A 22,634-nucleotide genomic window follows, 5' to 3' on the forward strand; every position below is an offset into this window, starting at 1 on the left:
CCTTTTTCTGTGTGGATCAGAGTGAACGCAGCGTTTGCGCCGGTCGCGCTCTCAGCAGCGGGAGCGATGCGGCGAAGGCGAAGGCCAGCACCAAGACCAGTCCGCCGCCGAGAACGGCGAGGATTTCGGTCCAGTCGGGCAGCCACTCGAATTCGAACAGCTGAACAACGATCAGCCAAGCGACACCCGTTCCGAGTGCAAGGGCAACACCGGCCAATAGCGCTGCCAGCAGGCCAAACTCGGCAAATTGCAGAGCCAGGAGTTGTTTACGGCTGGCACCTAGCACGCGTAGGATCACGGTGTCGTAGATGCGCGCCTGCCTTGCCGCAGCAATCGCACCAAGCAATACGGCGATGCCTGCCAGTACCGCTACCGATGCAGCAGCAAGAATGGCGAGCGAAACCTGATCCAGGATCGTGCGTGCTTCGTTCAGGATCGGGCCGACTTCGATCACGCTGGATGAAGGGAAGGCCTGTACCAACTGGCGCAGCAGTCCTCCCGTTTCGGCACCCTCGGGAAGTTCGACCGTCGCGGCGAGATTGTGGGGCGTGTCTTCCAGCGTGTTGGGCGAGAAGATGTAGACGTTGTTGAAGCCCAGGCTTTCCCAGTCGATCCGGCGGATGCTGGCAACACGCGCGCTGCGTTCCACGCCGAGGATCGACACGGTGATGACATGGCCCAATTCGATGCCGGCCGCTGCCGCAAGATCAGCGTCGATCGAGACGAGGTTCTCGCCCGAGTGGTCAGGTGCCCACCATTCGCCCTCGGTCAGCACATTGCCTTCGGGCAGATCGGCGGCATAGGTCAGGCCACGCTCTCCGCTAAGACCCCAGGCGCCGTCAGGTAGCTGATCGAGCTCCGCGATCACCGTCGGGTCCTCTTCCGGCCCGTAGGAGACGATAAAGCCGCGCAGAGTGGGCACGGCTTCGATGACCGCGTCTTCGGAGATATCACCGATAATTCCGTTGAATTGCTCAAGCCCCTCCTTGGGGATGTCGAGCACGAAATAGTCGGGCGCGCGCTCTGGCACCGACTGCTGGATATTGCCGCCGAGGCTGGTCTGCACCCCTGCGAGCAGTACGAATGCCGCAAGGCCAAATCCCAGTGCGGTGACGAGCGAGCCGGTGGCTGCGCCGGGGCGGTGAAGATTGGCTATGGCTGCCCGCACAATCGGGTCTTTCGCACGCGGTGCCTTGGAGGCCGCAAACCGGATGCCGCGTCCAAGCAGCGCGAGGAAGCCGAGGATCAGCGCAGCGCCAGCAAGGAAGCCTGCCGAGAGCACCTGCTGCGGCGAAAAGGCGATGGCGAGCACCGCGATGCCAATCAGGCCGAGGGCAACGGGCAGCGCCGCCGCTTTCCATTGCCGAGCCAGTGGCGACACGCGCGCGCGCATCAGTGCCATCGCAGGGAAGGTCTTCGCGCGGGCGAGGGGAGGTGCTGCGAACACGAGCGCGACCAGAAGGCCAAACGCCATGGCGCGCACCAGCGCCCACGGATCGAGGACAAGGTTGGTATTGACCGGAAGCAACGAACCGAGGGCATTGGCAAGCAGCGGCGTCACGAGCACGCCCGCCAGCAGCCCTGCAAGCGAGCCGACGACCGCCGCAATGCCCACCTCCAGTGCGTAGATGCGCGAGATATCTCGCGACGTCGCGCCGAGGATCTTGAGCGTTGCAATCGAATTGCGCCGCGCTTCGAGATAGGAATTCACCCCACCGCCAATGCCGATCCCGGCAATGACGAGTGCGGCAAGGCCAACGAGCGTCAGGAATTCGCCCATACGGCTGACGAAACGCTCTGCACCCGGCGACGCGCGGTCTGCGGTGCGGGTGTCAAAGGGGGTGCCGGGGAATGCCTCGAAAAGGGCTTCCTCGACGTCCTCGGCATTGTAATTGCCGTCAAAAGCGAGGCGCGTCTTGGTTTCGAACAAGGCACCGGGTGCAGTCAGGCCTGCTGTCTCGGGATAGTCCTGCGCAACGATGATCGTCTGGCCAAGAGCAAAACCTTCGCTCAGACGGTCGGGCTCTTCCTCTATAATGCCGCTGACGGTGAGTTGTTCGGTGCCCACGGTAAAGCTGTCGCCAACAGCAACATCCAGCCGCTCGGCAGCACCGGCAGACAGGAAGGCATCGTTGCCCTGCGGGGCACTAACAGCGCCCTGACCCTCGATAAGCAGCGATCCGTACATCGGATAATTGGGGGCGACTGCCTTCAGTTCGATGGGAACCGCGACATTCTCGGTCGTCGCCATTGCCTGCATGCGATAGCCCGGAGAAAGTTCGCCGTACTGTTCGAGGAACTCGGTCTCCTCTTCGGACAGGAAGCGCTGCCATAGCTCGACCTCAAAGTCTCCGCCAAGGATAGCTTGGCCCTGCGAGTCCAGCTCGGTTTGAATGGCAGAGGTCAGACTGCCGATGGCCGCCAGCGCCCCTACGCCCAAAAAGAGACAGACGAGCAGCAGTCGCAGTCCGCGAAAGCCGCTCGATAGGTCGCGTCGAGCAATCGTCCAGGCGCGTGCCCAGCTCACGACTTGGCGGTATCGCTGGCGATCAGGCCGTCACCCAGCGTCACCACGCGGTCGCAGCGCTCGGCGAGCTTGCGATCATGGGTGATGATGATGAGCGTTGCGCCTGTTTCCTCGCGGCGGCGGAACAGAACATCCTCCACGCTCGATCCGGTGGAGGTGTCTAGGTTGCCCGTCGGCTCATCAGCAAAGATCAACGGCGGACGGCTGGCAATCGCGCGGGCGATGGCCACACGCTGCTGCTCACCGCCCGAAAGCTGCGCGGGATAGTGGGTGAGGCGATGGCCGAGGCCGACAGCTTCCAGCTCTTCGCTCGCACGTTCGGTCGCGCCCCTGATCCCGGCCAGTTCCAGCGGAGTGGCGACATTTTCGACCGCAGTCATCGTCGGCAGCAGGTGGAACGCCTGCAATACGATACCGATACGGCCACGGCGCGCTTGCGCCAGAGCGTCTTCGTCGAGCGCGGTGAAGTCTTCGCCAGCCACGGTCAGCTTGCCCGAGGTGGCGCGTTCCAGACCGGTCAGCACTGACATAAGCGAGCTCTTGCCGCTGCCCGAAGGCCCCAGCAGTGCGAGCGTTTCACCGGCGGCGACATCAAGGTCAATGCCGCGCAAGATCTCCACAGCAGCTTCACCTTCACCAAGCGTCAGGCGAAGGTCGCGCGCGGAAATCACGGTTTCGGAAGGGGCGGAATTGTTAGAGGGGCTTGTCACGAGCGTCGGATGGCATAGCTAGTGCATATGAACAAGCCATACCAAAGCCCGTGGCGGACGCTCATGCGCGGTTCGTCGATTGCTCTTGCTTTTACCCTTGCCGCCTGCGGTGCAGAAGCTCCGCCAAGCGAACCCGTGACCGAAGTAGAAGCGCCGATTGAGGAGGTGCTACCGGTGATGGGGCCGGAGCGGGTGATCCTCGGCTTTGGTGACAGTCTGATGGCTGGATACCAGCTGGAAGAGCAGCAGGGTTATCCCGAAGTGCTCGAAGCGGTCATGCGGACGCGTGGTATCAATGCGCGGATCATTGACGCTGGTGTTTCGGGCGACACGACGGCGGCTGGCCTTCAGCGGATCGAGTTTGTGCTCGACAATATGGGTGAAACGCCCGACCTCGCGATTGTCGAGCTTGGCGGGAATGATTTGATCCGTGGCGTGGTGCCAGAAGTGTCGCGCGAAAATCTCACCGGTATTCTCGATGCGCTTGCCGAACGCGACATTCCGGTCATCATGATGGGCATGCGCGCACCGCCCAATGCCGGGCCGGAGTACCAGAGCGCGTTCGACAACATGTACCCCGAATTGGCGGCGCAATATAATGCGGCACTGGTGCCGTTCTTCATGGAACCGCTCATTGCAAACCCGGACCTACTGATGGGGGACCGCATTCATCCGACTGCAGAGGGTGTGCAGGCCATGGTTGCAGCGACGGTCGACGATGTGATTGCCGCCCTGCCCGAAGAGGAGAGCTAGGGCCTAGAGGCGTTCCGCGGCGCCGCGGGCGACCCGCCAGACTGCCGCTTCGGAGCGGATCCCCTCGAACGGTGCTGACTCCGTGCCCGTCAGCCAGACTTGCGTCCCGCTCGTTCGCAATCGCTCGAACAGGGCATCGCGGCGCACGGGATCAAGGTGCGCGGCCACTTCATCAAGCAGCAGCAGGCTAGGCCGTCCCTTGGCGGACAGTGCAGCATGGGCAAGGGTGATGGCAATCAACATGGCTTTCTGTTCACCCGTAGAACATTCGGCGGCGGGCATCTCCTTGCCTTCCATCATCACCCGCAACTCATCGCGGTGCGGCCCGACGAGCGTGCGGCCTGCGGCACGATCACGCTGCCGATTGACGGCGAGGGCGTCCGCAAATGCCGCTTCCTGTAGTTCTCCGCCGGGAATATGGGTGAGGGCGGGGCGTGCGAAGGGCTCTGTCGGATATGCTGCCAGTTCAGCGGACAGGGCATCAACCAGCCGCGCGCGGCCTTGTCCCAGCATAGCACCTGCCGCAGCCATCTGGCTCTCAATAGAGTCTAGCCATGACGGATCCGGGGCTATCTCGTCGGAAAGCAACCTGTTGCGCTCGCGCAGGCTCGCCTCGTAACGGCTCGCATAGCGCGCGTGTGCAGGGTCAATGGCCACCGCCAGCCTGTCCATATAGCGCCGCCGTGCTCCCGCACTGTCGGCGAAGAGACGATCCATCGCCGGGGTGAGCCAGCCGATGGCGAGCCATTCCCCCAGACTGATCGCCGTAGCCTCTGCTCCGTTGACTTGCACCACACGGCGTCCGCTGCGCTCTGCCTTCATGCCGGTGCCAAATTGTACCGGTTGGCCTTCATCGCCGGCATCGAGCAATGCGCTGACGGCAAATCCTCCAGCCCCAGCATTGCCTGCCATGTCGGCAAGCGCCGCGCGCCTCAGCCCGCGCCCGGGCGCGAACAGGGATAATGCTTCGAGCACATTCGTCTTTCCGGCACCGTTCTCGCCCACCAACAGGTTGATGGGCTGCGCACCGTCAAGCCGCGTTTCGGCGTGGTTGCGGAAGGTCGAAAGGGTGATGCGGTCGAGCGCCATAGGACAGGCCAAGCTCTAAGCCAGCAGGGCACACGAGGCCACTGGAAATCGTATTTCTAAAAGTTGGGAAATTTCACCAATTAGTAGGTTGTAAACTGTGGTATCATGTACGCAATGTGAACAAGAATGGCAGAATTCTGCGGTTTTTTCAGTTTGGCACGCCTCCTGCACTGTCTGGGGCATGAAGCGGAAAACACCGTTTCGAACCAAAATGAGGAGAAATGACATGACTACGACCAACGACTTCACCGGCAAGATCTTCGCTGCTTTCGGCGCTCTCGCCATCACCACAACGCTGCTCGTTTCGAGCTTCGCCAACCCGACTACCACTTCGATCGCTACGCTGCTTGCCTAACCGATCGGACATTCGAACAAGGAATATGACAATGACCAATAACAACGAATTCGTCAGTAAGCTGTTCGCCGCATTTGGCGCAGTCGCAATGACCATGACGCTTCTGGTGAGCAGCTTTGCTCCGCCCGCCAACACTGTTTCGAGCATGCTGGTATGAGCAACATCCAGAACAAGAATTCCGGCGCGCCGAAGAAATTCCGTCTCGACCAGATCGACGGCAAGATTGGCGGCGTGTGTGGCGGTATCGCCAACTATATGGGTATCGACCCGCTGATCGTTCGGCTGGTGTTTGCCGTGGGTGCAGTGGCCGGTTTCGGCAGCTTCATCCTGATCTACCTCGCGGTCTGGTTGCTGGCCAAGTAATCCACCTGATTACAGGCCGGCAACCTCCACCTCAGGCCGTTTCGCCGCGAGAACCGAAGGGCGAAAAGTTGGTATCGGTGTCAAACACCTCCACCCCTTCGCGACGCTTGAGGAACCCAATGACCTGGTAGGTGACGGGCGTGAGGAGAATTTCCCACCCCGTCTTGATGAGCCACTGGGACAGCACAACTTCCCACAACTGTTCGATCGGCCAACCCGCCAGCCCGTAAAAGGCGAGCGGGTAGAAGATCAGGCTATCCAGCCCCTGGCCTACAACCGTCGAACCAATCGTGCGGCTCCACAAATGTTTGCCCCTGGTCCAGATCTTCATCTTGGCCATCACAAAGGCATTGGCGAATTCGCCCGCCCAGAAGGCGACGATGCTCGCGATCACGATGCGCCAGGCATTCCCGAACACAAATTCATAGGCTTCCTGTCCCGGCCAGCCCTCTGCTGGTGGCAGCGAGACGACGACCCATGCCATAAACGCCATGAATATGAGCGCGGCAAACCCCGCCCAGATCACCCGGCGTGCATTGGCATAGCCATAGACCTCGGTCAGCACGTCTCCGATAATGTAGCTGAGGGGGAAGAACAGCACGCCCGCACCAAAAGCCCACTCGCTGCCATTGGGCAGAACGATGAAGCTGGGTTTGGACGCGCCGATAATGTTGCTGAGCAGCAGGATCGCGACAAACGCTGCCATCACATATGGGAAATAGCGGAAATTGGCGTTCGCCAGTGCTGCACCGTCGAGTTTTTGGCGTTCACCTGTCATGCGCACTGCCTAACCGCATTTGCGCAAAAGCCAAACAACGCTATGGGCCAACACGGACGCGCCCATAGCTCAGCTGGATAGAGCACGGGTCTTCTAAACCTGAGGCCGCAGGTTCGAATCCTGCTGGGCGCGCCAAAAAGGGGAAAGCACGCCAACGGTGTGCTTTCCCCTTTTTGGTGGGCCTGTGCGTAGACGAGTCTTCAGGTTCGGAGTCGAAGCGCAGCGAAGACGACGGAGCCGCAACGCGGCGGAGTAATCCTGCTGGGCGAGCCAACCACCAGAATGATCAGCCGATGATGGCGGCTACTCGCTCTCCCAGGGCTGGCAGGACCTCTGACGGGAACCAGGGGTTCTTCTTGAGCCAGATGTTATTTCGCGGGCTGGGATGGGGGAGTGGCAGCACCTCCGGCCAGAAATGGCGCCAGTTCTGCACGGTTTGCGTGAGCGTCTTCGCTTGCTCATCGCCCAGATGCCAGTCCATCGCATATTTCCCGATGACGAGCGTGAGCTCGATATTGGGAAGCTGTTCGAGAACGGGCCTTCGCCAATTGGCTTCGCATTCTGCACGCGGAGGCAGGTCGCTGCTCTTCCCCGTCCCCGGGAAACAGAAGGCCATCGGCACGATCGCGATCTTGTTGGCATCGTAGAATGTCTCGCGCGAAATCCCCAACCAGTCGCGCAGCCTGTCGCCCGAAGGATCATCGAAGGGCATGCCCTTCCGATGCGTGATACGGCCGGGTGCCTGTCCTGCGATCAGGATTTTCGCGTCCTTGCCAATCTGGAAGATCGGGTTCGGACCGAGCGGCAGATCCTCGCAGATACCACAGGCTTTGATGCTGTCGCTCAAGGCAGAAATTTCCGCCGGGCTGTCAGAATGATGATTTTGCAAAGCGGCTACCGTCCAGTTCTGGTGGTTTCGGGATTGTATAACTGAACTTCGCTGTCGTGCACGGTAAGGTCACATTCTGCCGGAAACGTCGAAAAACTTTACACTCCGCTCCGTGTTAACTTTTCGCCAACCATCGTCTCCCGCAGGAAAGCTGACTTGCGCAAAACTGGCACGGGGCGTGCAATGTTACAGGCGTACCCAAAGTCTTCGATAGAGGCGGGGCCGATTTCCAAATGGTCCCTAACCAGTCTCCCGACCCCGCCTCCCCGAAGACCTTCCCAAAAACTGGACACCCAGCCTTCCGCTCAGAACGAATGCAGGTAAAGGCGTGTCACTCCGCCGGAGCGTAGCCCGCCTCAGCGGCGGGCACAGGTGCAGCAATCTCACCGTCGGCCATGGGCCAGATGATATCGCCAGTCACCACGCCCATGCTCATCGGCAGCAGGCTGGAAACGAAGGCGTGGACAGGCGTGGGTGCCGGTCCGTCATACTCGGTGACATAGACGCTCATCGCCAGATCCGGATTGTCCGCATCCCAGGTGATGACCTCGCAGGTATCAGTGACCAGCAGCGGCTCGCCTGAAAGGCCGAAGGCATCGAAGCTGACGAGGAAATGCTTGCCCAGAGGGATTGCGCCTTCCTCGATCGGGCCGTTGAGCACGTAGGCGTCAAAGCTTCCATCCTCGCGCGGGGGGAGAACGATGGTTGCAAAAGTGACCGAAGGCGTGCCGCCTGCACCCTCGCTATCATCGGCGCAGAACACGTTGTTACCTGCTGCCAGAATCGCGCGGGGTGCGATGGCGCGGGCCTCCGCCATTGCGGCGACCTGCCCGTCAATCAGCGGTGTCTGCCCCGGCAGGTGGATCACTTCGGAAACGATCTGTCCGCCTGAAATCTCGTACTCGGCGAGCGCTACAAGCTGCGCATCAAGAGCACCACCAAGGCTGCCGATTATTACCGTGTCCCATACGCCTTCTTCGCTGCCTGGCAGTGCCACGGCTCCGCGATAGGCCGCATCGGGCAATTGGCCGGTCATGCCCGAGTACTGGATCTGTGCGATGCCGACCGCCTGCTGAACCTCGGCCATCAGCTGCGCGGTGGCCTGTGCATCCTGCGCCATCTGCATGCGCGTTGCCTCGCCCGGCTCATCCTGCGCAAGGGCGGAACACGGAATAGCCAGCGCGATTGCGGCGGTAGACAGAGTGCGGATCATGCAAATTCCCTCGATCAGAGTGGCGAGGGTAGGGCGATCAGGAAGGCTTGGCGACCTTCTTCTCTTCGAGCAGCGTCTGCAGCTCACCCGCCTCGAACATTTCCATCATGATATCGCTACCGCCGATGAACTCGCCCTTGACGTAAAGCTGTGGGATCGTTGGCCAGTCCGAAAAGGTCTTGATGCCTTGGCGGATTTCCATGTCCTGCAGCACGTCCACGCTTTCAAACGTGACATTGCAGTGATCGAGGATAGCGACAGCCCGGTTGGAGAAGCCGCACTGCGGGAAAAGCGGCGTGCCTTTCATGAACAGGACGACATCATTGTCGCCCACGATCTTGGAAATGCGCTTGTCGGTTTCGGAATTTGTATCGGTCATATGTCCCACCCGATGGGTTAAAGTGTCTGACAGATCAGTTGGGGACGCTGGTGTGGAGTTGCAAGGCGTGCAGCTCTCCACCCATGCGCCCGCCCAGTGCCGCGAACACCATCTTGTGCTGTTGCACCCGGTTTTTGCCTGCGAATTCGGCAGAGGTTACGCGGGCTAGCCAGTGGTCGTTGTCGTCAGCCAGTGCTTCCATCTCGACCTCGGCATCGGGAATGGCGGCCTTGATCATGGCGACGATGTCTTCAGCGGGCATGGGCATGGGGTTGGCTCAGCTCTCGCTCATCAGCTGACGCTTGGCTTCGACTGTCATTTCTTCCAGCTTTGCGCGGATCGTGGCGTCATCGACATCGCATTCGGCTTGCGTCAGATCGCCAAGCAGCTTGCGGATCACGTCTTCGTCACCGGCTTCCTCGAAATCGGCTTGTACAACCGCTTTCTTGTAAGCTTCGGTTTCTTCCGGCGTGAGGTTCATCAAACCAGCAGCCCATTCGCCCAGCAGGCGATTGCGGCGCGCGGCAACCTTGAAGGCGGTTTCCTCGTCCATTGCAAATTTGGCTTCTTCGGCGCGTTCGCGGTCTTTGAAATCGGTCATGTTCGGTGTGTCCTCTCGAAGATTTGTGTCTGAATAGCGTGGGCGGCGACTAGGCTGCAACACCTGTGCCGCGGGTGAGCCAGGGTTTTTCAGCCGCAAGGCTATTCTCGTAAGATGAAATCGCATCATCGCGTGAAAGCGTAAGGCCTACCTCATCGAGCCCTTCCAGCAAGCAGTGCTTGCGGAATGGGTCAATGTCGAAGCTGAAACGGTCCTGAAACGGTGTGGTCACACTCTGCGCTTCCAGATCAATGCTGATCGGATCGGTCGCGGCGACTTCCAGCAAGCGATCAATCGCTTCCTGCGGCAGGGCGACGGTCAGGATACCGTTCTTGAAGGCATTGCCCGCGAAAATATCCGAGAAGCTCGGCGCGATGACCACGCAGATGCCAAGATCGAGTAGTGCCCAGGCGGCGTGCTCGCGGCTCGAACCGCAGCCGAAGTTGTCGCCTGCGATCAGGATCGGTGCGCCAGCGAATTCCTCGCTGTCGAAGGGATTGTCCGGCTCGGTTGTGCGCACTGCCTCGAATGCGCCTTGGCCCAGGCCTTCGCGGCTGATCGTTTTCAGCCAGCGGGCAGGGATAATCAGATCGGTATCGATATTCTTGCGACCGAACGGAATCGCGCGCCCTTCAACCTCGCGCAAAGCCTGCATCAGTCGGTCTCCGGCTTCTCGCCGCTGGGGATGGGGCCGGGCTGCGTCGGCTCGTTCGATTTACGCTTCTTGTTCACGTACAGAAGCGCAGCCGCGATGGCGGCGGAACCGATGGCGCCTGCTGCAATAGCGGCCTTGCCTTTGATGTTCTTTGTCATGATTTCCAGATGGTCTTTGGCGGGGTGGGTTGCAAGACTTATCGCACCAATTCGCGCACATCGGTAAGCGTACCAGTGACAGCGGCTGCGGCGGCCATGGCTGGGCTGACGAGGTGGGTGCGGCTTCCCGGACCCTGACGGCCCACGAAATTGCGGTTGGAGGTTGAGGCGCAGCGCTCACCGGCGGGCACTTTATCAGGGTTCATGCCGAGGCAAGCCGAGCATCCGGGTTCGCGCCATTCTAGGCCTGCCTCGGTGAAGACCTTATCCAGCCCTTCGGCTTCTGCCTGCGCTTTGACCAGGCCTGATCCGGGGACGACGATGCCCCATTTGATCCTGTCATGTTTGGTCCGGCCGCGCAGCACCTCTGCGGCGGCGCGCAGGTCTTCGATGCGGCTGTTGGTGCAGGAGCCAATGAAGACATTCTCGATCTCCACCTCTCGCATCGGCGTGCCCGGCGTGAGGCCCATGTAGTCGAGGCTGGCGCGCGCGGCATCTTGCTTGGATGGATCGGCAAAGCTCGCCGGGTCGGGGACACTGCCGGAAATTGCAATCGCATCCTCGGGGCTGGTGCCCCAAGTTACGGTCGGTTCGATCTCAGTAGCGTCGATGGCAACGCTGGTGTCGAACGCCGCACCGTCATCAGTGCGGAGCATTCGCCAGTAGGCGATGGCCTGCTCCCACTCCTCACCCTGCGGCGCGAACGGGCGGCCTTTCAGATAGGCGAACGTCGCTTCGTCGGGAGCGATCAAGCCAGCGCGCGCGCCGCCTTCGATGCTCATGTTGGAGACGGTGAGACGGCCCTCGACGCTCATTTCTTCGAACACCTTACCGCGATATTCAATGACATGCCCGGTACCGCCGGCGGTGCCGATGACGCCGATAATGTGCAGGATCAGGTCCTTGGGCGCTACGCCGGGGCCAAGATCACCCTCCACGCGCACTTCCATCGTCTTGCTGGGCTTTAAGAGCAGGGTTTGCGTAGCGAGCACATGCTCGACTTCGCTCGTACCGATACCGAAGGCGAGGGCACCGATCCCGCCGTGACAGGCGGTGTGGCTGTCTCCGCAAACGATCGTGGTGCCCGGTAGCGAGAAACCCTGTTCGGGTCCGACAACGTGGACAATCCCCTGTTCGCGAGCAGTAGCGCCGAAATAGCGAATGCCGAATTCTGCGACGTTGCGCTCCAAGGCGGCGAGTTGCTGGGCGCTCTGCGGGTCTTCGATGGGCAGGCGGGTACCATCGGGCGCTAGTCGAGGAGTTGTCGGCACATTGTGATCGGGAACCGCCAGCGTGAGTTCAGGACGACGCACCTTCCGGTCTGCCAGACGCAGCGCCTCGAACGCCTGCGGACTTGTCACTTCGTGCACCAGATGCCGGTCGATAAATATCAAACAGGTGCCGTCATCACGCCGCTCTACAACGTGTGCGTCCCAGATTTTCTCGTAGAGAGTGCGCGGTTTCATCGCCCGTGCATTAGCGCGGGGCATCTGCGTCGCCAAGATTTCGCGAAAAAGCGTTTTTGCTGACTTGGAAACTTAACCTTTCTCGCCTAACTTACAGTCATGTCAACGATCCCATTCAGCATCCCAATTCGCATCCTGCCCGAAGATATCGACTTCATGGGGCACGTGAACAATTCACGCTACCTCAACTGGGTGCAGGACGTGGTGCTGCAGCACTGGCAGAAGCTTGCTCCGGCAGAGGAAGTTGCGAGCAAGGCATGGGTCGCGCTGAAGCACGAGATTACCTATCGCAAGCCCGCATTCCTCGATGATGATGTAATCGCCGAAACCGTGTTGGAGAAGATCGCGGGCGCGCGCAGTTTCTACAATACCGTGATCAAGCGCGGCGAAGAGGTTCTGGCGGAAGTGCAGAGCATGTGGTGCTGTATAGACAGCGAAACGCTACGCCCGGCGCGGATCGATCGTGATGTTGCGGAAAAACACTTCGGTATTGCCCGCAAGTAGCCCAGATTCAGGTGGCTGCCCCTTTGCGTGAAGGCTTTATGAAGCCTATGCTGTCTGCATGGATACCCTGATCCCCATCCTGGTCGTTATCATCACCATTCTGCTGATGGAGATGGTTGCGTGGTCGAGCCACAAGTACATCATGCACGGCTTTGGCTGGGCGTGGCATCGCGACCATCACGAGCCGCATGACAAGCGCTTCGAGAAGAACGATCTTTACGGGGTGGTCGGCGCAGTGATGAGCATTTCCATGTTTGCCCTCGGCAGTCCGCTGGTAATGGGGGATGCAGCATGGTTGCCGGCGACCTGGATCGGACTTGGCATCCTCGGGTACGGTATCATCTACACACTCATTCACGATGGCTTGGTGCATCAGCGCTATTTCAAATGGGTGCCGAAAAAGGGCTATGCCAAACGGCTGGTCCAGGCGCACAAGCTGCATCACGCCACCATCGGCAAGGAAGGCGGGGTGAGTTTCGGTTTCCTGTTCGCGCGCGATCCGGCCAGGCTGAAGGCCGAGTTGCGCGAACAACGCCAGAGCGGCATTGCGGAAATTCGCGAAAGTGCAGGACTGTAGGAAAGGCAGGAAGACGATGACCGACGCGGTTTCTGTAAAAGGAATGTGGGAAGGCGCCTATCAGTACTCGTCATCGTCCGATGTTGGTGATTTTCCTTTCAAAGCCAGGCTGACGGAAAATGACGGGAAGGTTTCCGGCCTGGTGGTCGAGGAAGACCTGAACCAGGGAACCGGCACTATACGGGCGCAGATCGAAGGGACGATCGAAGGCCGCGTGATACGCTTCACCAAGACCTACATTGAGGCCAGCAATACCTATGCCCGGCCGGTAGAATATGACTGTGAAGTCAACACCGAAGGAGACCGCATCACCGGCACCTGGCGCCTGCCCGACGACGGTGGCACTTTTTCGATGCGGCGGGTCGGCTGATTGCCGCAAGGCCACGATCTTTCCGGCCAATGGGATGGTACCTTCGCCTACCCCGCGAAAGAAGGGCCGGCGACACCCTTTCTCGCCACGATCAGTCAGCACGATGGCAGGATCGCCGGCACGATCATCGAGCCCGATCTTCATTCTCCGGGTGCATCAGCAGAGGCCGCGATTGTCGGAATTGTGAGTGCCGGGGCGGTCGACTTCACCAAGACATACCTCAAAGCGTCGCGCGGCTATGCCAATCCCGTCGATTACGTCGGGCAGCTCAGCGATGATGGCAACCGTATCACCGGAGTGTGGAGCCTATTGCATATGAACGGGACGTTCGAGATGACACGTGAAGCCGAGGCGGAAATTGCCGAGGAGCGCGAGGAAAGCGTAGAAATCGAGACATAGCAGCGCCGTTCGCGCGGACCTGCTCAATCAGGCAGATGCTAGCCGTGCGGCGTGTTCCTGCACGAGTGCGATCATGTTGGGGATGCCCTGCGTACGGTTGGACGAGAGCTGGTTCTTGAGATCGAACGGGGCGAGGGCGTCTGCGATATCCATTTGTGCGACCTCGCCTGCTGGCTTGTCCTGCACGGCGGATATTACGAGTGCAACGATTCCCTTGGTGATCGCGGCATTGCTGTCTGCAAGGAAGTGGAGTTTGTCGGTCTCTCCGGTAGGATAGACCCACACTTGTGCGGAGCAACCGCGGACTAGGGTCGCATCGGTCTTGAGCGCCTCGGGCATTTCTTCCAGCTCGCGGCCGAGCTCGATCAGCAGACGATACCGTTCGTCACCGTCGAGGAAGTCGTATTCTTCGTAAATGTCTTCGAGGGTTCTCATGGCGCGCCCTCTATCAAGATCGTCATCCCAGCGAAAGCTGGGATCTGGTGCGAAGTGAGAGCGACCCCAGCTTTCGCTGGGGTGACGTTTGGGCTTAGAGGTCCACCCCGCTCGCAATGGCTTCCAGCTTGCGAATACGTTCTTTGAGGTCGGCAATCTCGATCCGCGCCATGCCTTCAGGAGAGCCATTCTCCATTTCAGGCGGCGTGCGGCCCAGTTCTAGCTCGCGGTTCTTGAGCGCAAGCCAACCCTGCCAGCCCACAAGGGCGGCTCCGGCCATGATCACCAGCGCGACCAGCGCAGTTCCGGCAATTATCATGTCGACTTCCATCATCATCCTTCCCCTTTCGAGGCCTTCCAAAATGGCGACTAATCGTCGCGCAGGTTCTCAATTTCTTCCGCCGTCCGGCGTGCCGGGTCCACGGCGATGCGCTCAAGCACCTGCACGCGGTCTTTCAGTTCCGCGAGTTCCTGTTTCGCATCGTCGCGTTCCTGTTCGAGCATGCGTCGCTCACTGTCCGGAAGGGCGTGCCCGTCCTCCCTTCGGTTTCGGCGACTGAAAACTCCGGCAATGGAGGTAATCAGCACGATGCAAACAACGGCCGTCCAGAAGCTCATCGCACCTTCTCCGCATCGGCCTTTAGTTCGCGCAGGTCTTCGATCTGTCGCGACAAGTCTGCCGTAGGGTCGGTGACGATGCGTTCGATGACACGCAGGCGATCTTCAAGGTCAGACTGATCTGACAACGAGCGATGCGCCTGTGCAGCCTTGGCTTCCTCGATCCGCGCCTCGATCTCGAGCTGCTTGATCTTGTGCGCGCGGCTCCGTGCTCCTGCAAAAGTTCCGAAGGAGAGCAGAATAACGACCATCGTCAGAACGAAGGTGAAAATTGTTACGAGTTCCCAATCCATTATTCTGCTTCCACTTTGCTGCGGCGGAGGTCCTCGATTTCTCGAGACAGACTATCCGGTTGGTCGGTGACGATCCGTTCGAGCACACGAAGACGATCTTCGATCAGTGAGTTATCATCGGCAGTTGTGGCAGACTTGGTGGCTTTGGCCCGCTCAAGCTCCACCTTTAGCTCCAACTTGCGCTCTGCGTGCTTGATGTTCCGGCGATGAAAGATGTGCGCCATCGCAAAACAAATCAGCGTCATCACGGTCACGAAAACGAAAATGCCTTCAAGGTCAGGATCCATCACTTGGCCTCCACAGACTTGTTGCGTAGCGCTTCGATCTCGGCAGCGAGTTCGCTCGGGCGATCGGTGGCGATACGTTCCAGCACACGGACGCGCTCTTCGAGCGAGCCAGACTGGGCTTGCTTGATCGCATCCGAATTGCGCGACGTTCGGTGGCGAAGGAACAGCCATGCGCCTCCCGCTCCGGCACCAAGTGCCAGAACGCCAATCTGGATGGCATCCCATACAAGTGCGGTGTCAGCTCCGAACATCAGTTGGCTTCCGTCTTGTCAGCGCGCAGGTTCTCGATCTCGTGCGTCAGCTGGTATCCGCTGTCGGTCACGATGCGTTCGACATTGCCAAGGCGGTCTTTCATCGAGCCAAGTTCGGCGCGCAGCTGGGCGTTTTCCTGTGTTAGGAGTTTGACGCGCTCTTCGCTTTCGGTGTTTTTGGGATAAACCGATTTGCCCCAGGCATTGTCCAGCGGATAGCCGTGCTTGATACGCAGCCAGGTGGTGACGACCCAGCCGACCGAGATCGACACGACGCCAAGGCCCATTACGGCGGGGGTGATGACACCAAAGTCCATCAAACTTCTTCCTTCTTTCCGAAGTTGAGCGGTACGCCGTTATCGGTGGCGGAGACAGATGCGGGCTTGTCACGCAGCGCTTCTATTTCCTCGGAAACGCGGTATCCCTTGTCGGTCACGATGCGTTCGAGAACGACCATACGGTCTTGCATCTTTTCCATCGTTTCAATGAGCTGCTGGTTCTGCTGTGCCAGTCGTTCCTCGCGCACCGTGTCGGTCTTTTCGGTCTTGCCGAAAAGCTCGTCTTCAAGCGCATAGCCGTGCTTGGCGCGGATCCAGTTGTTCACCAGCCAGCCTACGGTGCTGATCATGATGATCGTCAGGACAAATCCGGGACCTCCCCAATCCATTATGCTTTTTCCTTCTGGTCAAAATTGAGCGGAACGCCGCTATCTGTTTGTTCGACGCTTCTTGTGTCCCGCAGTGCTTCAATCTGGGTCGCTACATCGTATCCACGATCGGTCACGATACGCTCAAGCACCTGCACCCGGTCTTCCAGCGCCTGCACCTTGCTGGCGTACTGGGCGGCTTTCTCGGCAGTCTGCTCAGCAGTTGCGCCAAGCTTCATTTCGGCCATCTTTCGCTGATGGCTGGTCCAGATCGCAATGATCGGGATGCTGACGCCCAGGATCGGTATCAGGAGTGCAAATTCACCCACGATTATGTCCCCTCATTGGTTGTTTTGCGGCTTAGCGAAGCTTGGCGATTTCGCGGTCTAGGCTCGGGTTGTTATCGACGTAGAAGCTTTCGACAGCGGCGAGGCGGCGATCAACATCTTTCATCTGCGCGCGGATTTCGCGAGCTGTACGTTTCGGGTTTTGGCGAACACGCTGCCAATACTGCGTTTCCTTCGGATCGGCGGAATAGAGATGCTCGGGCTTCTTGTTCAGCAGACAGGCCATGATCACATAGATCGGGAAGACCAAACCGCTGGTGATGGGAAACAAAGCAAGCGCAGCGAGGCGAACCCATAGGGCGTTAACCCCGGTGTAGTCGGCGATGCCTGCGCATACACCAGCGATCTTCCCGTTATGCTTGTCTTTGTACAGCGTGGTGCGGGGCGTATTCATCGACGTGCTTCCTTCTTCTCGGCGAGCAATTCTTCCAGCTCGCGCAGGGGTTGGTTGTCGGCTTCCTTGTCATGCTGCAGGCGTGGCACAGAGAATTCTGCGTGGTCGGCAGCGACCAGGCGCTCGACCGTGTCCATGCGCTCATCAAGGCGCTTGGCGAGGCTGTAGAGATCTTCCAGCAACGCTTCGTCATCGGTGGTGATTGTCGCTGCTGTCTTCCACTTGGTCACATAGTGCAGGATCAGCCACGGCAGGCCGATGAACAGCATCGGAATGATGATAACCTCTTCCACGATTATTCCCCTTTGTCTTTCTTGTCAGCGCTGGCGCTCTTGCCGAGCGCGCGCTTCATTTCCTCCAAATCCTCATCAATCCGATCGCTACCTTCCAGGGCGGCGAATTCGTCGGCGAGGCTATTTCCTGTGCCATCGGCGATCTGCAGCGAGTCAGCATGACCCTCGGCATAGTCGACGCGGCGCTCGAGCTGGTCGAAGCGGGTCAGCGCTTCGTCTACGCGTTCGTTCGTCATCAGGCTGCGCAACTTGACGCGGTTCTCCGCGCTTTCGAGGCGGGCAGCGATCTGGCTCTGGCGGCTGCGGGCTTCGCGCAAGCGGTTCTGCAGCTTGGCAATATCCTGCTCATAGGCGCGCAGGGCATCGTCGAGCACGGCCAGCTCTTCCTTGAGCTGGTCGATCATGTCGGTGGCCTTGCGGCGCTCCATCAAAGCAGCGCGGGCCAGATCTTCGCGATCCTTTGACAGTGCCAGCTGAGCTTTGTCTGCCCAATCGGCCTGCAAGCGATCCAGCTTGGCCGAATGGCGCTGCATTTCCTTCATATCCGCGATTGTCCGTGCCGCGCTCGCTCGCACCTCAACCAGCGTTTCTTCCATCTCCAGGATAATCATGCGGATCATCTTGGCAGGGTCATCTGCCTGATCGAGAAGCTCGTTGAAGTTGGCGGCGATAATGTCACGGGTACGCGAGAAAATGCCCATCCAGTTTCCTCCGGAGTAAGTTGCACGTGCTGTCGGCGTGGGGCTGGTGCGCAGGCGATCGATTTCCTCATCGAGGCGCGATCCTGCCCGCTTCAGTCTGCTGCCGATCGGCGTCAGGGGATTTTTGTTGTCGTCGCTCATGCCAGGTCAACCACCGGTGCCGCGGTCAGCATGGCATCGGTCGTCGCCAGATCCTGCTGCATTTCCGCAAAGATCGTGAAGGTGATCATGGCAGCAATACTTACCAGCGCGGCGTGGCCGACTTTGCTGGAGAAGAAGCTTTGATCAAACATTGTTTCAATCCCTTGTTGAGGTTCCACAAACCGGAACCCTTTCTGCACCATGAATAGCAAGCACCGTGCCAGTTTGAAAAAATGTAAGAAAAACAAAGAAATCGCGTCACACAGTGTAAACTGATGTGGTTTCTCTTGCCAAGATATGGGAATTTTCACTATAACTTGGTGCGTGGATCAGAAAAGCCAGTTTATCGGCCAGTCAGGGGCCTTCCTCGATGCGGTCGAACGGGCCAGCCGCGCGGCGCCTATGGCGCGCCCCGTTCTGGTGATCGGAGAGCGCGGGACGGGCAAGGAACTGATCGCCGAACGTCTCCACCGCCTGTCCGATCGCTGGGAAGAGCCGCTCGTCGTGATGAACTGCGCGGCACTACCCGAAACGCTGATCGAAGCCGAATTATTCGGCCACGAACAGGGTGCATTTACCGGTGCTACCAGAGCGCGCGAGGGTAGGTTCGAAGAAGCCGACCGGGGTACCTTATTCCTCGACGAACTGGGCACGCTGTCGATGGGCGCGCAAGAGCGGCTGCTGAGGGCTGTTGAGTATGGTGAGGTTACCCGCATAGGCTCCAGCCGCCCAACCCGCGTTGACGTACGCATTGTTGCCGCCACAAATGAAGACCTGCAGGCAAAAGCCGAGCGCGGCGAATTTCGCGCAGACCTGCTCGACCGGCTGAGTTTCGAAGTTATCACCTTGCCGCCCCTGCGCGTGCGCGAAGGGGATATAGAAGTGTTGGCTGACTATTTCGGGCGCCGTATGGCGGCTGAACTCGGCTGGGAGCAATGGCCCGGCTTTGCAGACCATGTGCATGACGCGATGGAAGAGCACCCCTGGCCCGGCAACGTACGCGAGCTACGCAATGTGGTCGAGCGCGCGGTCTATCGCTGGGACAGCTGGGACCAGCCCATCGGCGAAGTTGTGTTTGATCCGTTCGACAGTCCTTGGAAACCGCTGACCTCGCCGGCTGCACCGGCGCAGGTAAACGGTGCCGCTGAGCCCACCACACCGACACCTGCCACGCCGCGCTTTGACCAGGTCGATGATCTGCGCGGTGCCGTAGAGGCCCACGAACGCGCTATTCTGGAGCACGCGCTCGGCGCCAATCGCTGGAACCAGCGGCAGACAGCCAAGGCACTGGGTCTGTCATATGACCAGCTACGCCACGCCATAAAGAAGCACGGGTTGGCCGATAACGGCTGATCCTGCTGTCATTAGCAGTTGCCTTTCGCGGAAACCCCTCCTACATAGCCGCCATCCCGACATTGTCTGACAACGAAGGGGCTGGCGCCAAACGGGGCCGGCACCAAACCTCTTTGTCATGGCAAGGTCACCCGAACCGGAGAACCTATGGCCGATATCGCGCGCCTTACCGAAGTGATCGAACCCGAAGCAGCAGCTCTGGGTTTTGAGCTCGTGCGCGTGAAAATGACCGGCTCAGGCGAAGAGCGCACGTTGCAGATCATGGCGGAAGACCCCGCCACGGGTCAGCTGCTGGTGGAGCAGTGCATGGAGCTGTCGCGCCGTGTGTCTGACAAGATCGACGCGATCGAGGAAGCCGGTGAAGTGCTGGTGCAGGGCGCCTATAACCTTGAAGTCAGCAGCCCCGGTATTGATCGCCCTCTGACCCGTGCGAAAGATTTTGCCGACTGGGCAGGGCACGAGGCAAAGATCGCTCTTTCGGAAAAGATTGATGATCACCGTAACCTGCGCGGCGAATTGATTGGCATCGAAGGTGATGTGATCACCGTAGAGGATAACAAGGCGGGCCGCATTGCGGTGCCGTTCGATAAAGTTCACTCGGCGCAGCTCGTCTTTACCGACAAGCTGATGGCCGCGACACAACCACTCGACATGACAGGTGTCGAGGACGTAGAAGAAACCGACGAAGAAGAGGCTCAGTAAGAAATGGCCAGTCCGATTTCCGCCAACAAGGCTGAACTGCTTGCAATCGCTACCGCGGTCGCATCGGAAAAGATGATCGAGAAGAGCATCGTGATCGAAGCTCTCGAAGAAGCGATCCAGAAGTCCGCGCGTTCGCGTTTCGGACAGGAAAACGATATCCGCGCCAAGCTCGATCCCGTGACCGGTGACCTGCGTTTGTGGCGTGTTGTCGAAGTCGTTGAAGAGGTCGATGACTACTTCAAGCAGGTCGATCTGGCGCAGGCTGAAAAGCTGGAGCCGGGCAGCAAGGTGGGTGACTTCATCGTCGATCCGCTGCCCGCGATGGATGACCTCGGCCGTATCGACGCGCAGAGCGCCAAGCAGGTGATCTTCCAGAAGGTTCGCGATGCAGAGCGCGAGCGCCAGTTTGAAGAATTCAAGGATCGCGGTGGTGAAGTGATCACGGGCGTGATCAAGTCGGTCGAATTCGGCCACGTGATCGTCAACCTCGGCCGCGCCGAAGGTGTGATCCGCCGTGACCAGCAGATCCCGCGTGAAGCTGCCCGTGTGGGCGAGCGTGTCCGCGCGCTGATCAGCAAGGTCGAGCGTAATAACCGCGGCCCGCAGATTTTTCTCAGCCGTGCGCACCCCGATTTCATGCGCAAGCTTTTCGCGCAGGAAGTGCCCGAGATTTACGACGGCATTATCGAGATCAAGGCCGCCGCTCGTGACCCGGGCAGCCGCGCCAAGATCGGCGTCATCTCGCACGACTCCTCCATCGATCCGGTCGGCGCCTGCGTCGGCATGAAAGGTAGCCGTGTTCAGGCTGTCGTGCAGGAACTGCAGGGCGAAAAGATCGACATTATTCCGTGGTCGGAAGATCCGGCGACCTTTATCGTCAACGCATTGCAGCCTGCTACCGTATCGCGGGTTGTTCTGGACGAGGAAGAAGGCCGTATCGAAGTTGTTGTGCCCGATGACCAGCTTTCGCTCGCCATCGGTCGCCGCGGGCAGAATGTGCGTCTCGCCAGCCAGCTGACCGACAACCAGATCGACATCATGACCGAGGAAGAAGCCTCGGAAAAGCGCAGCAAGGAATTTGCCGAGCGTTCGAAGATGTTCGAAGAAGAGCTGGATGTCGACGAAACGCTTTCGCAGCTGCTTGTCGCGGAAGGCTTCGTGGAGCTGGAAGAAGTCGCTTATGTCGAGCTGGAAGAACTCGCCAGCATCGAAGGCTTCGACGAAGAGCTTGCCGAAGAACTGCAGAGCCGCGCCAAGGAAGCGCTCGACCGTCAGGAAGAGGCGCACCGTACGGCTCGCCGTGAACTTGGCGTGGAAGATGATCTGGCGGAGCTGCCGCACCTGACCGAAGAAATGCTGGTTGTGCTGGGCAAGGCCGGGATCAAGGATCTCGACGATCTGGCCGATCTCGCGACTGACGAGCTGATTGCAAAGAAGCGCGAAGCTCCGCGTCGTCGCAACAGCGATGGCCCGCCGATGCGTCGTCCGCAGCGCGCGGAAGACAAGGGCGGCGTGCTTGGCAGGTTCGGCCTGAGCGAAGAGCAGGGCAACGAGATCATCATGGCCGCTCGCGCGCACTGGTTCGAAGACGAGGAAGAGGCAGCGCCTGCTGCTGGCGCCCAAGCAGAGGAGGCCGCCGATGCGGAATCCTCAACATGACACATTAGGTTCGCCTAAAACCGAGACCGGCGCTTCTCCTGAAAAGGGGAGCGAGCGCCGCTGCGTGCTGACCGGGCAGACCGGATCGCGCGACACCTTGCTGCGTCTGGCGATTTCGCCCGATGGAGAGGTGCTGCCCGATGCCCACGCCAAGGCACCGGGACGCGGTGCTTGGATCGGTGTGTCTCGCGTGGAGCTGGAGGAAGCGATTGCCTCGGGCAAGTTGAAGGGCGCACTCTCGCGCGGCTTCAAGACCGGGGCGATTGCGATTGCCGATGACCTGCCTGGACAGGCGCAGATCGCGCTGGAAAAGGCTTTCCTACAGCGGCTTGGCCTCGAAATGCGCAGCGGACGTCTTATCTTGGGTTCTGACCGGATCCGTGATGATGCACGCATGGGCAAGGTTTTTGCGCTCTACCACGCTGCGGATGCGAGCGAGGACGGGTGCAAGAAACTGGATCAGGCCTACCGCGTCGGCATGGATGCCGAAGGGTCGGGCCTGATGGGCACACGCTTGCCACTGGACCGGGAAGCACTGTCTGTGGCATTGGGCCGCGACAATGTCGTCCACCTGGGGCTTGCCGATCGCAAATCGGCAGAGCGGGTTGCGATCCCGCTGGGGCGTTTGCAGACCTTTCTGGGGGCCGCGAATGTGGCCGGGACAAGCGAAGACGTAAGCGGCCAAGCCGCCGCCGGCGTTTCCGCGTGACTGATTGATTTTGAAGGAA

At 59.8% G+C, this 22,634-nt stretch carries 37 protein-coding genes and 1 tRNA gene; 13 read left to right on the top strand and 25 right to left on the bottom strand.

From position 1 onward, the window contains the following. Positions 1 to 16: 16 nt before the first annotated feature. The gene (locus OOZ52_RS00125; RefSeq protein ID WP_274696455.1) at positions 17 to 2,527 is read right to left on the bottom strand and encodes an ABC transporter permease; all 2,511 of its coding nucleotides are present in this window, start codon (positions 2,525 to 2,527) and stop codon (positions 17 to 19) included. After that, positions 2,524 to 3,237, bottom strand: coding sequence for an ABC transporter ATP-binding protein (locus tag OOZ52_RS00130; RefSeq protein ID WP_274696456.1), 714 nt, complete (start codon positions 3,235 to 3,237; stop codon positions 2,524 to 2,526). The genes OOZ52_RS00125 and OOZ52_RS00130 overlap by 4 nt, the downstream gene beginning before the upstream one ends. A gap of 27 nt (positions 3,238 to 3,264) precedes the next feature. Between OOZ52_RS00130 and OOZ52_RS00135 the strand changes: the two genes are divergently transcribed. Next, complete coding sequence (locus tag OOZ52_RS00135) at positions 3,265 to 3,990, top strand: arylesterase (protein WP_274696457.1); 726 nt, start codon at positions 3,265 to 3,267, stop codon at positions 3,988 to 3,990. Positions 3,991 to 3,993: 3 nt separating this feature from the next. On the opposite strand, the gene recF is transcribed toward OOZ52_RS00135, so the two are convergent. Then, entirely contained in the window at positions 3,994 to 5,079 is a 1,086-nt protein-coding gene (gene recF / locus OOZ52_RS00140) for a DNA replication/repair protein RecF (protein ID WP_274696458.1), read from the bottom strand. Between the two features lie 226 nt (positions 5,080 to 5,305). Here recF and OOZ52_RS00145 point away from each other — a divergent pair, with 226 nt between their 5' ends. The 3 genes from OOZ52_RS00145 to OOZ52_RS00155 are packed head-to-tail and all read left to right on the top strand — an operon-like array spanning position 5,306 to position 5,797. Further along, positions 5,306 to 5,434, top strand: a complete 129-nt coding sequence (locus OOZ52_RS00145; RefSeq protein ID WP_274696459.1) for a hypothetical protein — start codon at positions 5,306 to 5,308, stop codon at positions 5,432 to 5,434. 31 nt (positions 5,435 to 5,465) lie between these two features. Beyond that, on the top strand, positions 5,466 to 5,591 hold the full coding sequence (locus OOZ52_RS00150) for a hypothetical protein (protein ID WP_274696460.1): 126 nt from the start codon (positions 5,466 to 5,468) through the stop codon (positions 5,589 to 5,591). Further along, positions 5,588 to 5,797, top strand: a complete 210-nt coding sequence (locus OOZ52_RS00155) for a PspC domain-containing protein (protein ID WP_274696461.1) — start codon at positions 5,588 to 5,590, stop codon at positions 5,795 to 5,797. Before OOZ52_RS00150 ends, OOZ52_RS00155 begins: the two co-directional genes overlap by 4 nt. 31 nt (positions 5,798 to 5,828) lie before the next feature. On the opposite strand, the gene OOZ52_RS00160 is transcribed toward OOZ52_RS00155, so the two are convergent. Next, a complete protein-coding gene (locus OOZ52_RS00160) occupies positions 5,829 to 6,575 on the bottom strand; it encodes a queuosine precursor transporter (protein ID WP_274696462.1) in 747 nt (248 codons plus the stop codon). Between the two features lie 58 nt (positions 6,576 to 6,633). On the opposite strand from OOZ52_RS00160, the gene OOZ52_RS00165 reads away from it, so the two are divergent. After that, positions 6,634 to 6,710, top strand: a tRNA-Arg gene (locus OOZ52_RS00165). 151 nt (positions 6,711 to 6,861) lie between these two features. Here OOZ52_RS00165 and OOZ52_RS00170 read toward each other — a convergent pair. The 8 genes from OOZ52_RS00170 to leuC all read right to left on the bottom strand — a co-directional run bounded on the left by OOZ52_RS00170 (position 6,862) and on the right by leuC (position 11,936). Continuing rightward, the gene (locus OOZ52_RS00170; protein ID WP_274696463.1) at positions 6,862 to 7,422 is read right to left on the bottom strand and encodes a uracil-DNA glycosylase family protein; all 561 of its coding nucleotides are present in this window, start codon (positions 7,420 to 7,422) and stop codon (positions 6,862 to 6,864) included. Positions 7,423 to 7,795: 373 nt separating this feature from the next. Then, on the bottom strand, positions 7,796 to 8,677 hold the full coding sequence (locus OOZ52_RS00175) for a hypothetical protein (protein WP_274696464.1): 882 nt from the start codon (positions 8,675 to 8,677) through the stop codon (positions 7,796 to 7,798). A gap of 37 nt (positions 8,678 to 8,714) precedes the next feature. Continuing rightward, a complete protein-coding gene (grxD, locus tag OOZ52_RS00180) occupies positions 8,715 to 9,056 on the bottom strand; it encodes a Grx4 family monothiol glutaredoxin (RefSeq protein ID WP_274696465.1) in 342 nt (113 codons plus the stop codon). 34 nt (positions 9,057 to 9,090) lie between these two features. Continuing rightward, entirely contained in the window at positions 9,091 to 9,324 is a 234-nt protein-coding gene (locus OOZ52_RS00185; RefSeq protein ID WP_274696466.1) for a BolA/IbaG family iron-sulfur metabolism protein, read from the bottom strand. A gap of 9 nt (positions 9,325 to 9,333) precedes the next feature. Next, on the bottom strand, positions 9,334 to 9,657 hold the full coding sequence (locus OOZ52_RS00190; protein WP_274696467.1) for a DUF1476 domain-containing protein: 324 nt from the start codon (positions 9,655 to 9,657) through the stop codon (positions 9,334 to 9,336). Between the two features lie 49 nt (positions 9,658 to 9,706). Further along, positions 9,707 to 10,312: a 3-isopropylmalate dehydratase small subunit gene (gene leuD / locus OOZ52_RS00195; RefSeq protein ID WP_274696468.1), complete on the bottom strand. Its 606-nt coding sequence runs from the start codon at positions 10,310 to 10,312 to the stop codon at positions 9,707 to 9,709. Next, positions 10,312 to 10,470 (bottom strand): isopropylmalate isomerase, encoded by a 159-nt coding sequence (locus tag OOZ52_RS00200; RefSeq protein WP_274696469.1) that lies wholly within the window; start codon positions 10,468 to 10,470, stop codon positions 10,312 to 10,314. The genes leuD and OOZ52_RS00200 overlap by 1 nt, the downstream gene beginning before the upstream one ends. 38 nt (positions 10,471 to 10,508) lie before the next feature. After that, positions 10,509 to 11,936, bottom strand: coding sequence for a 3-isopropylmalate dehydratase large subunit (gene leuC / locus OOZ52_RS00205; protein WP_274696470.1), 1,428 nt, complete (start codon positions 11,934 to 11,936; stop codon positions 10,509 to 10,511). A gap of 99 nt (positions 11,937 to 12,035) precedes the next feature. Here leuC and OOZ52_RS00210 point away from each other — a divergent pair, with 99 nt between their 5' ends. Genes OOZ52_RS00210 through OOZ52_RS00225 form a run of 4 tightly spaced genes read left to right on the top strand, consistent with a single transcriptional unit; the run spans position 12,036 to position 13,786 of the window. Continuing rightward, a complete protein-coding gene (locus tag OOZ52_RS00210; protein ID WP_274696471.1) occupies positions 12,036 to 12,440 on the top strand; it encodes an acyl-CoA thioesterase in 405 nt (134 codons plus the stop codon). Between the two features lie 58 nt (positions 12,441 to 12,498). Further along, entirely contained in the window at positions 12,499 to 13,017 is a 519-nt protein-coding gene (locus tag OOZ52_RS00215) for a sterol desaturase family protein (RefSeq protein WP_274696472.1), read from the top strand. Between the two features lie 16 nt (positions 13,018 to 13,033). Next, the gene (locus tag OOZ52_RS00220; RefSeq protein ID WP_274696473.1) at positions 13,034 to 13,387 is read left to right on the top strand and encodes a hypothetical protein; all 354 of its coding nucleotides are present in this window, start codon (positions 13,034 to 13,036) and stop codon (positions 13,385 to 13,387) included. Continuing rightward, positions 13,388 to 13,786 carry a hypothetical protein gene (locus OOZ52_RS00225; RefSeq protein WP_274696474.1) on the top strand — a complete coding sequence of 133 codons (399 nt, stop codon included), beginning with the start codon at positions 13,388 to 13,390 and terminating at the stop codon, positions 13,784 to 13,786. 27 nt (positions 13,787 to 13,813) lie between these two features. Here the strand turns inward: OOZ52_RS00225 and OOZ52_RS00230 are convergent, their stop codons facing one another. The 13 genes from OOZ52_RS00230 to OOZ52_RS00290 all read right to left on the bottom strand — a co-directional run bounded on the left by OOZ52_RS00230 (position 13,814) and on the right by OOZ52_RS00290 (position 18,344). Continuing rightward, positions 13,814 to 14,221 carry a SufE family protein gene (locus OOZ52_RS00230; RefSeq protein WP_274696475.1) on the bottom strand — a complete coding sequence of 136 codons (408 nt, stop codon included), beginning with the start codon at positions 14,219 to 14,221 and terminating at the stop codon, positions 13,814 to 13,816. A gap of 94 nt (positions 14,222 to 14,315) precedes the next feature. Continuing rightward, positions 14,316 to 14,558 (bottom strand): hypothetical protein, encoded by a 243-nt coding sequence (locus tag OOZ52_RS00235; RefSeq protein ID WP_342454911.1) that lies wholly within the window; start codon positions 14,556 to 14,558, stop codon positions 14,316 to 14,318. 32 nt (positions 14,559 to 14,590) lie between these two features. Then, the gene (locus tag OOZ52_RS00240; protein WP_274696476.1) at positions 14,591 to 14,839 is read right to left on the bottom strand and encodes a hypothetical protein; all 249 of its coding nucleotides are present in this window, start codon (positions 14,837 to 14,839) and stop codon (positions 14,591 to 14,593) included. Beyond that, positions 14,836 to 15,132: a hypothetical protein gene (locus tag OOZ52_RS00245; RefSeq protein WP_274696477.1), complete on the bottom strand. Its 297-nt coding sequence runs from the start codon at positions 15,130 to 15,132 to the stop codon at positions 14,836 to 14,838. The genes OOZ52_RS00240 and OOZ52_RS00245 overlap by 4 nt, the downstream gene beginning before the upstream one ends. Continuing rightward, positions 15,132 to 15,419 (bottom strand): hypothetical protein, encoded by a 288-nt coding sequence (locus OOZ52_RS00250; RefSeq protein ID WP_274696478.1) that lies wholly within the window; start codon positions 15,417 to 15,419, stop codon positions 15,132 to 15,134. The genes OOZ52_RS00245 and OOZ52_RS00250 overlap by 1 nt, the downstream gene beginning before the upstream one ends. Continuing rightward, positions 15,419 to 15,670, bottom strand: a complete 252-nt coding sequence (locus OOZ52_RS00255) for a hypothetical protein (protein WP_274696479.1) — start codon at positions 15,668 to 15,670, stop codon at positions 15,419 to 15,421. The genes OOZ52_RS00250 and OOZ52_RS00255 overlap by 1 nt, the downstream gene beginning before the upstream one ends. Further along, positions 15,670 to 15,987: a hypothetical protein gene (locus OOZ52_RS00260; RefSeq protein ID WP_274696480.1), complete on the bottom strand. Its 318-nt coding sequence runs from the start codon at positions 15,985 to 15,987 to the stop codon at positions 15,670 to 15,672. Before OOZ52_RS00260 ends, OOZ52_RS00255 begins: the two co-directional genes overlap by 1 nt. Then, a complete protein-coding gene (locus OOZ52_RS00265; RefSeq protein ID WP_274696481.1) occupies positions 15,987 to 16,337 on the bottom strand; it encodes a hypothetical protein in 351 nt (116 codons plus the stop codon). The genes OOZ52_RS00260 and OOZ52_RS00265 overlap by 1 nt, the downstream gene beginning before the upstream one ends. After that, positions 16,337 to 16,645 (bottom strand): hypothetical protein, encoded by a 309-nt coding sequence (locus OOZ52_RS00270; protein WP_274696482.1) that lies wholly within the window; start codon positions 16,643 to 16,645, stop codon positions 16,337 to 16,339. Before OOZ52_RS00270 ends, OOZ52_RS00265 begins: the two co-directional genes overlap by 1 nt. A gap of 31 nt (positions 16,646 to 16,676) precedes the next feature. Then, positions 16,677 to 17,057 carry an envelope stress response membrane protein PspC gene (pspC, locus tag OOZ52_RS00275; protein ID WP_274696483.1) on the bottom strand — a complete coding sequence of 127 codons (381 nt, stop codon included), beginning with the start codon at positions 17,055 to 17,057 and terminating at the stop codon, positions 16,677 to 16,679. Beyond that, complete coding sequence (gene pspB / locus OOZ52_RS00280) at positions 17,054 to 17,350, bottom strand: envelope stress response membrane protein PspB (RefSeq protein WP_274696484.1); 297 nt, start codon at positions 17,348 to 17,350, stop codon at positions 17,054 to 17,056. The genes pspC and pspB overlap by 4 nt, the downstream gene beginning before the upstream one ends. A 2-nt stretch (positions 17,351 to 17,352) precedes the next feature. Next, positions 17,353 to 18,192: a phage shock protein PspA gene (gene pspA / locus OOZ52_RS00285; protein ID WP_274696485.1), complete on the bottom strand. Its 840-nt coding sequence runs from the start codon at positions 18,190 to 18,192 to the stop codon at positions 17,353 to 17,355. Further along, entirely contained in the window at positions 18,189 to 18,344 is a 156-nt protein-coding gene (locus tag OOZ52_RS00290) for a hypothetical protein (RefSeq protein ID WP_274696486.1), read from the bottom strand. Before OOZ52_RS00290 ends, pspA begins: the two co-directional genes overlap by 4 nt. A 172-nt stretch (positions 18,345 to 18,516) precedes the next feature. On the opposite strand from OOZ52_RS00290, the gene pspF reads away from it, so the two are divergent. From pspF to OOZ52_RS00310, 4 genes are all read left to right on the top strand, one after another. Further along, complete coding sequence (gene pspF, locus OOZ52_RS00295) at positions 18,517 to 19,545, top strand: phage shock protein operon transcriptional activator (RefSeq protein ID WP_274696487.1); 1,029 nt, start codon at positions 18,517 to 18,519, stop codon at positions 19,543 to 19,545. 147 nt (positions 19,546 to 19,692) lie between these two features. After that, positions 19,693 to 20,247, top strand: coding sequence for a ribosome maturation protein RimP (gene rimP, locus OOZ52_RS00300; RefSeq protein ID WP_274696488.1), 555 nt, complete (start codon positions 19,693 to 19,695; stop codon positions 20,245 to 20,247). A gap of 3 nt (positions 20,248 to 20,250) precedes the next feature. Next, a complete protein-coding gene (nusA, locus tag OOZ52_RS00305) occupies positions 20,251 to 21,906 on the top strand; it encodes a transcription termination factor NusA (protein ID WP_274696489.1) in 1,656 nt (551 codons plus the stop codon). Continuing rightward, entirely contained in the window at positions 21,887 to 22,615 is a 729-nt protein-coding gene (locus OOZ52_RS00310; RefSeq protein ID WP_274696490.1) for a DUF448 domain-containing protein, read from the top strand. Before nusA ends, OOZ52_RS00310 begins: the two co-directional genes overlap by 20 nt. Positions 22,616 to 22,634: the final 19 nt, after the last annotated feature.

It is taken from the genome of Aurantiacibacter sp. D1-12, from assembly GCF_028858515.1.
In the GTDB taxonomy this organism is placed as follows: domain Bacteria; phylum Pseudomonadota; class Alphaproteobacteria; order Sphingomonadales; family Sphingomonadaceae; genus Alteraurantiacibacter.

Coding starts and splice junctions, on each gene's coding strand:
- OOZ52_RS00135 (WP_274696457.1), top strand. CDS start 3,265: ATGAACAAGCCATACCAAAGCCCGTGGCGGACGCTCATGCGCGGTTCG.
- recF (WP_274696458.1), bottom strand. CDS start 5,079: ATGGCGCTCGACCGCATCACCCTTTCGACCTTCCGCAACCACGCCGAA.
- OOZ52_RS00145 (WP_274696459.1), top strand. CDS start 5,306: ATGACTACGACCAACGACTTCACCGGCAAGATCTTCGCTGCTTTCGGC.
- OOZ52_RS00150 (WP_274696460.1), top strand. CDS start 5,466: ATGACCAATAACAACGAATTCGTCAGTAAGCTGTTCGCCGCATTTGGC.
- OOZ52_RS00155 (WP_274696461.1), top strand. CDS start 5,588: ATGAGCAACATCCAGAACAAGAATTCCGGCGCGCCGAAGAAATTCCGT.
- OOZ52_RS00160 (WP_274696462.1), bottom strand. CDS start 6,575: ATGACAGGTGAACGCCAAAAACTCGACGGTGCAGCACTGGCGAACGCC.
- OOZ52_RS00175 (WP_274696464.1), bottom strand. CDS start 8,677: ATGATCCGCACTCTGTCTACCGCCGCAATCGCGCTGGCTATTCCGTGT.
- grxD (WP_274696465.1), bottom strand. CDS start 9,056: ATGACCGATACAAATTCCGAAACCGACAAGCGCATTTCCAAGATCGTG.
- OOZ52_RS00185 (WP_274696466.1), bottom strand. CDS start 9,324: ATGCCCATGCCCGCTGAAGACATCGTCGCCATGATCAAGGCCGCCATT.
- OOZ52_RS00190 (WP_274696467.1), bottom strand. CDS start 9,657: ATGACCGATTTCAAAGACCGCGAACGCGCCGAAGAAGCCAAATTTGCA.
- leuD (WP_274696468.1), bottom strand. CDS start 10,312: ATGCAGGCTTTGCGCGAGGTTGAAGGGCGCGCGATTCCGTTCGGTCGC.
- OOZ52_RS00200 (WP_274696469.1), bottom strand. CDS start 10,470: ATGACAAAGAACATCAAAGGCAAGGCCGCTATTGCAGCAGGCGCCATC.
- leuC (WP_274696470.1), bottom strand. CDS start 11,936: ATGAAACCGCGCACTCTCTACGAGAAAATCTGGGACGCACACGTTGTA.
- OOZ52_RS00210 (WP_274696471.1), top strand. CDS start 12,036: ATGTCAACGATCCCATTCAGCATCCCAATTCGCATCCTGCCCGAAGAT.
- OOZ52_RS00215 (WP_274696472.1), top strand. CDS start 12,499: ATGGATACCCTGATCCCCATCCTGGTCGTTATCATCACCATTCTGCTG.
- OOZ52_RS00220 (WP_274696473.1), top strand. CDS start 13,034: ATGACCGACGCGGTTTCTGTAAAAGGAATGTGGGAAGGCGCCTATCAG.
- OOZ52_RS00230 (WP_274696475.1), bottom strand. CDS start 14,221: ATGAGAACCCTCGAAGACATTTACGAAGAATACGACTTCCTCGACGGT.
- OOZ52_RS00235 (WP_342454911.1), bottom strand. CDS start 14,558: ATGATGATGGAAGTCGACATGATAATTGCCGGAACTGCGCTGGTCGCG.
- OOZ52_RS00240 (WP_274696476.1), bottom strand. CDS start 14,839: ATGAGCTTCTGGACGGCCGTTGTTTGCATCGTGCTGATTACCTCCATT.
- OOZ52_RS00245 (WP_274696477.1), bottom strand. CDS start 15,132: ATGGATTGGGAACTCGTAACAATTTTCACCTTCGTTCTGACGATGGTC.
- OOZ52_RS00250 (WP_274696478.1), bottom strand. CDS start 15,419: ATGGATCCTGACCTTGAAGGCATTTTCGTTTTCGTGACCGTGATGACG.
- OOZ52_RS00255 (WP_274696479.1), bottom strand. CDS start 15,670: ATGTTCGGAGCTGACACCGCACTTGTATGGGATGCCATCCAGATTGGC.
- OOZ52_RS00260 (WP_274696480.1), bottom strand. CDS start 15,987: ATGGACTTTGGTGTCATCACCCCCGCCGTAATGGGCCTTGGCGTCGTG.
- OOZ52_RS00265 (WP_274696481.1), bottom strand. CDS start 16,337: ATGGATTGGGGAGGTCCCGGATTTGTCCTGACGATCATCATGATCAGC.
- pspC (WP_274696483.1), bottom strand. CDS start 17,057: ATGAATACGCCCCGCACCACGCTGTACAAAGACAAGCATAACGGGAAG.
- pspA (WP_274696485.1), bottom strand. CDS start 18,192: ATGAGCGACGACAACAAAAATCCCCTGACGCCGATCGGCAGCAGACTG.
- OOZ52_RS00290 (WP_274696486.1), bottom strand. CDS start 18,344: ATGTTTGATCAAAGCTTCTTCTCCAGCAAAGTCGGCCACGCCGCGCTG.
- rimP (WP_274696488.1), top strand. CDS start 19,693: ATGGCCGATATCGCGCGCCTTACCGAAGTGATCGAACCCGAAGCAGCA.
- nusA (WP_274696489.1), top strand. CDS start 20,251: ATGGCCAGTCCGATTTCCGCCAACAAGGCTGAACTGCTTGCAATCGCT.
- OOZ52_RS00310 (WP_274696490.1), top strand. CDS start 21,887: ATGCGGAATCCTCAACATGACACATTAGGTTCGCCTAAAACCGAGACC.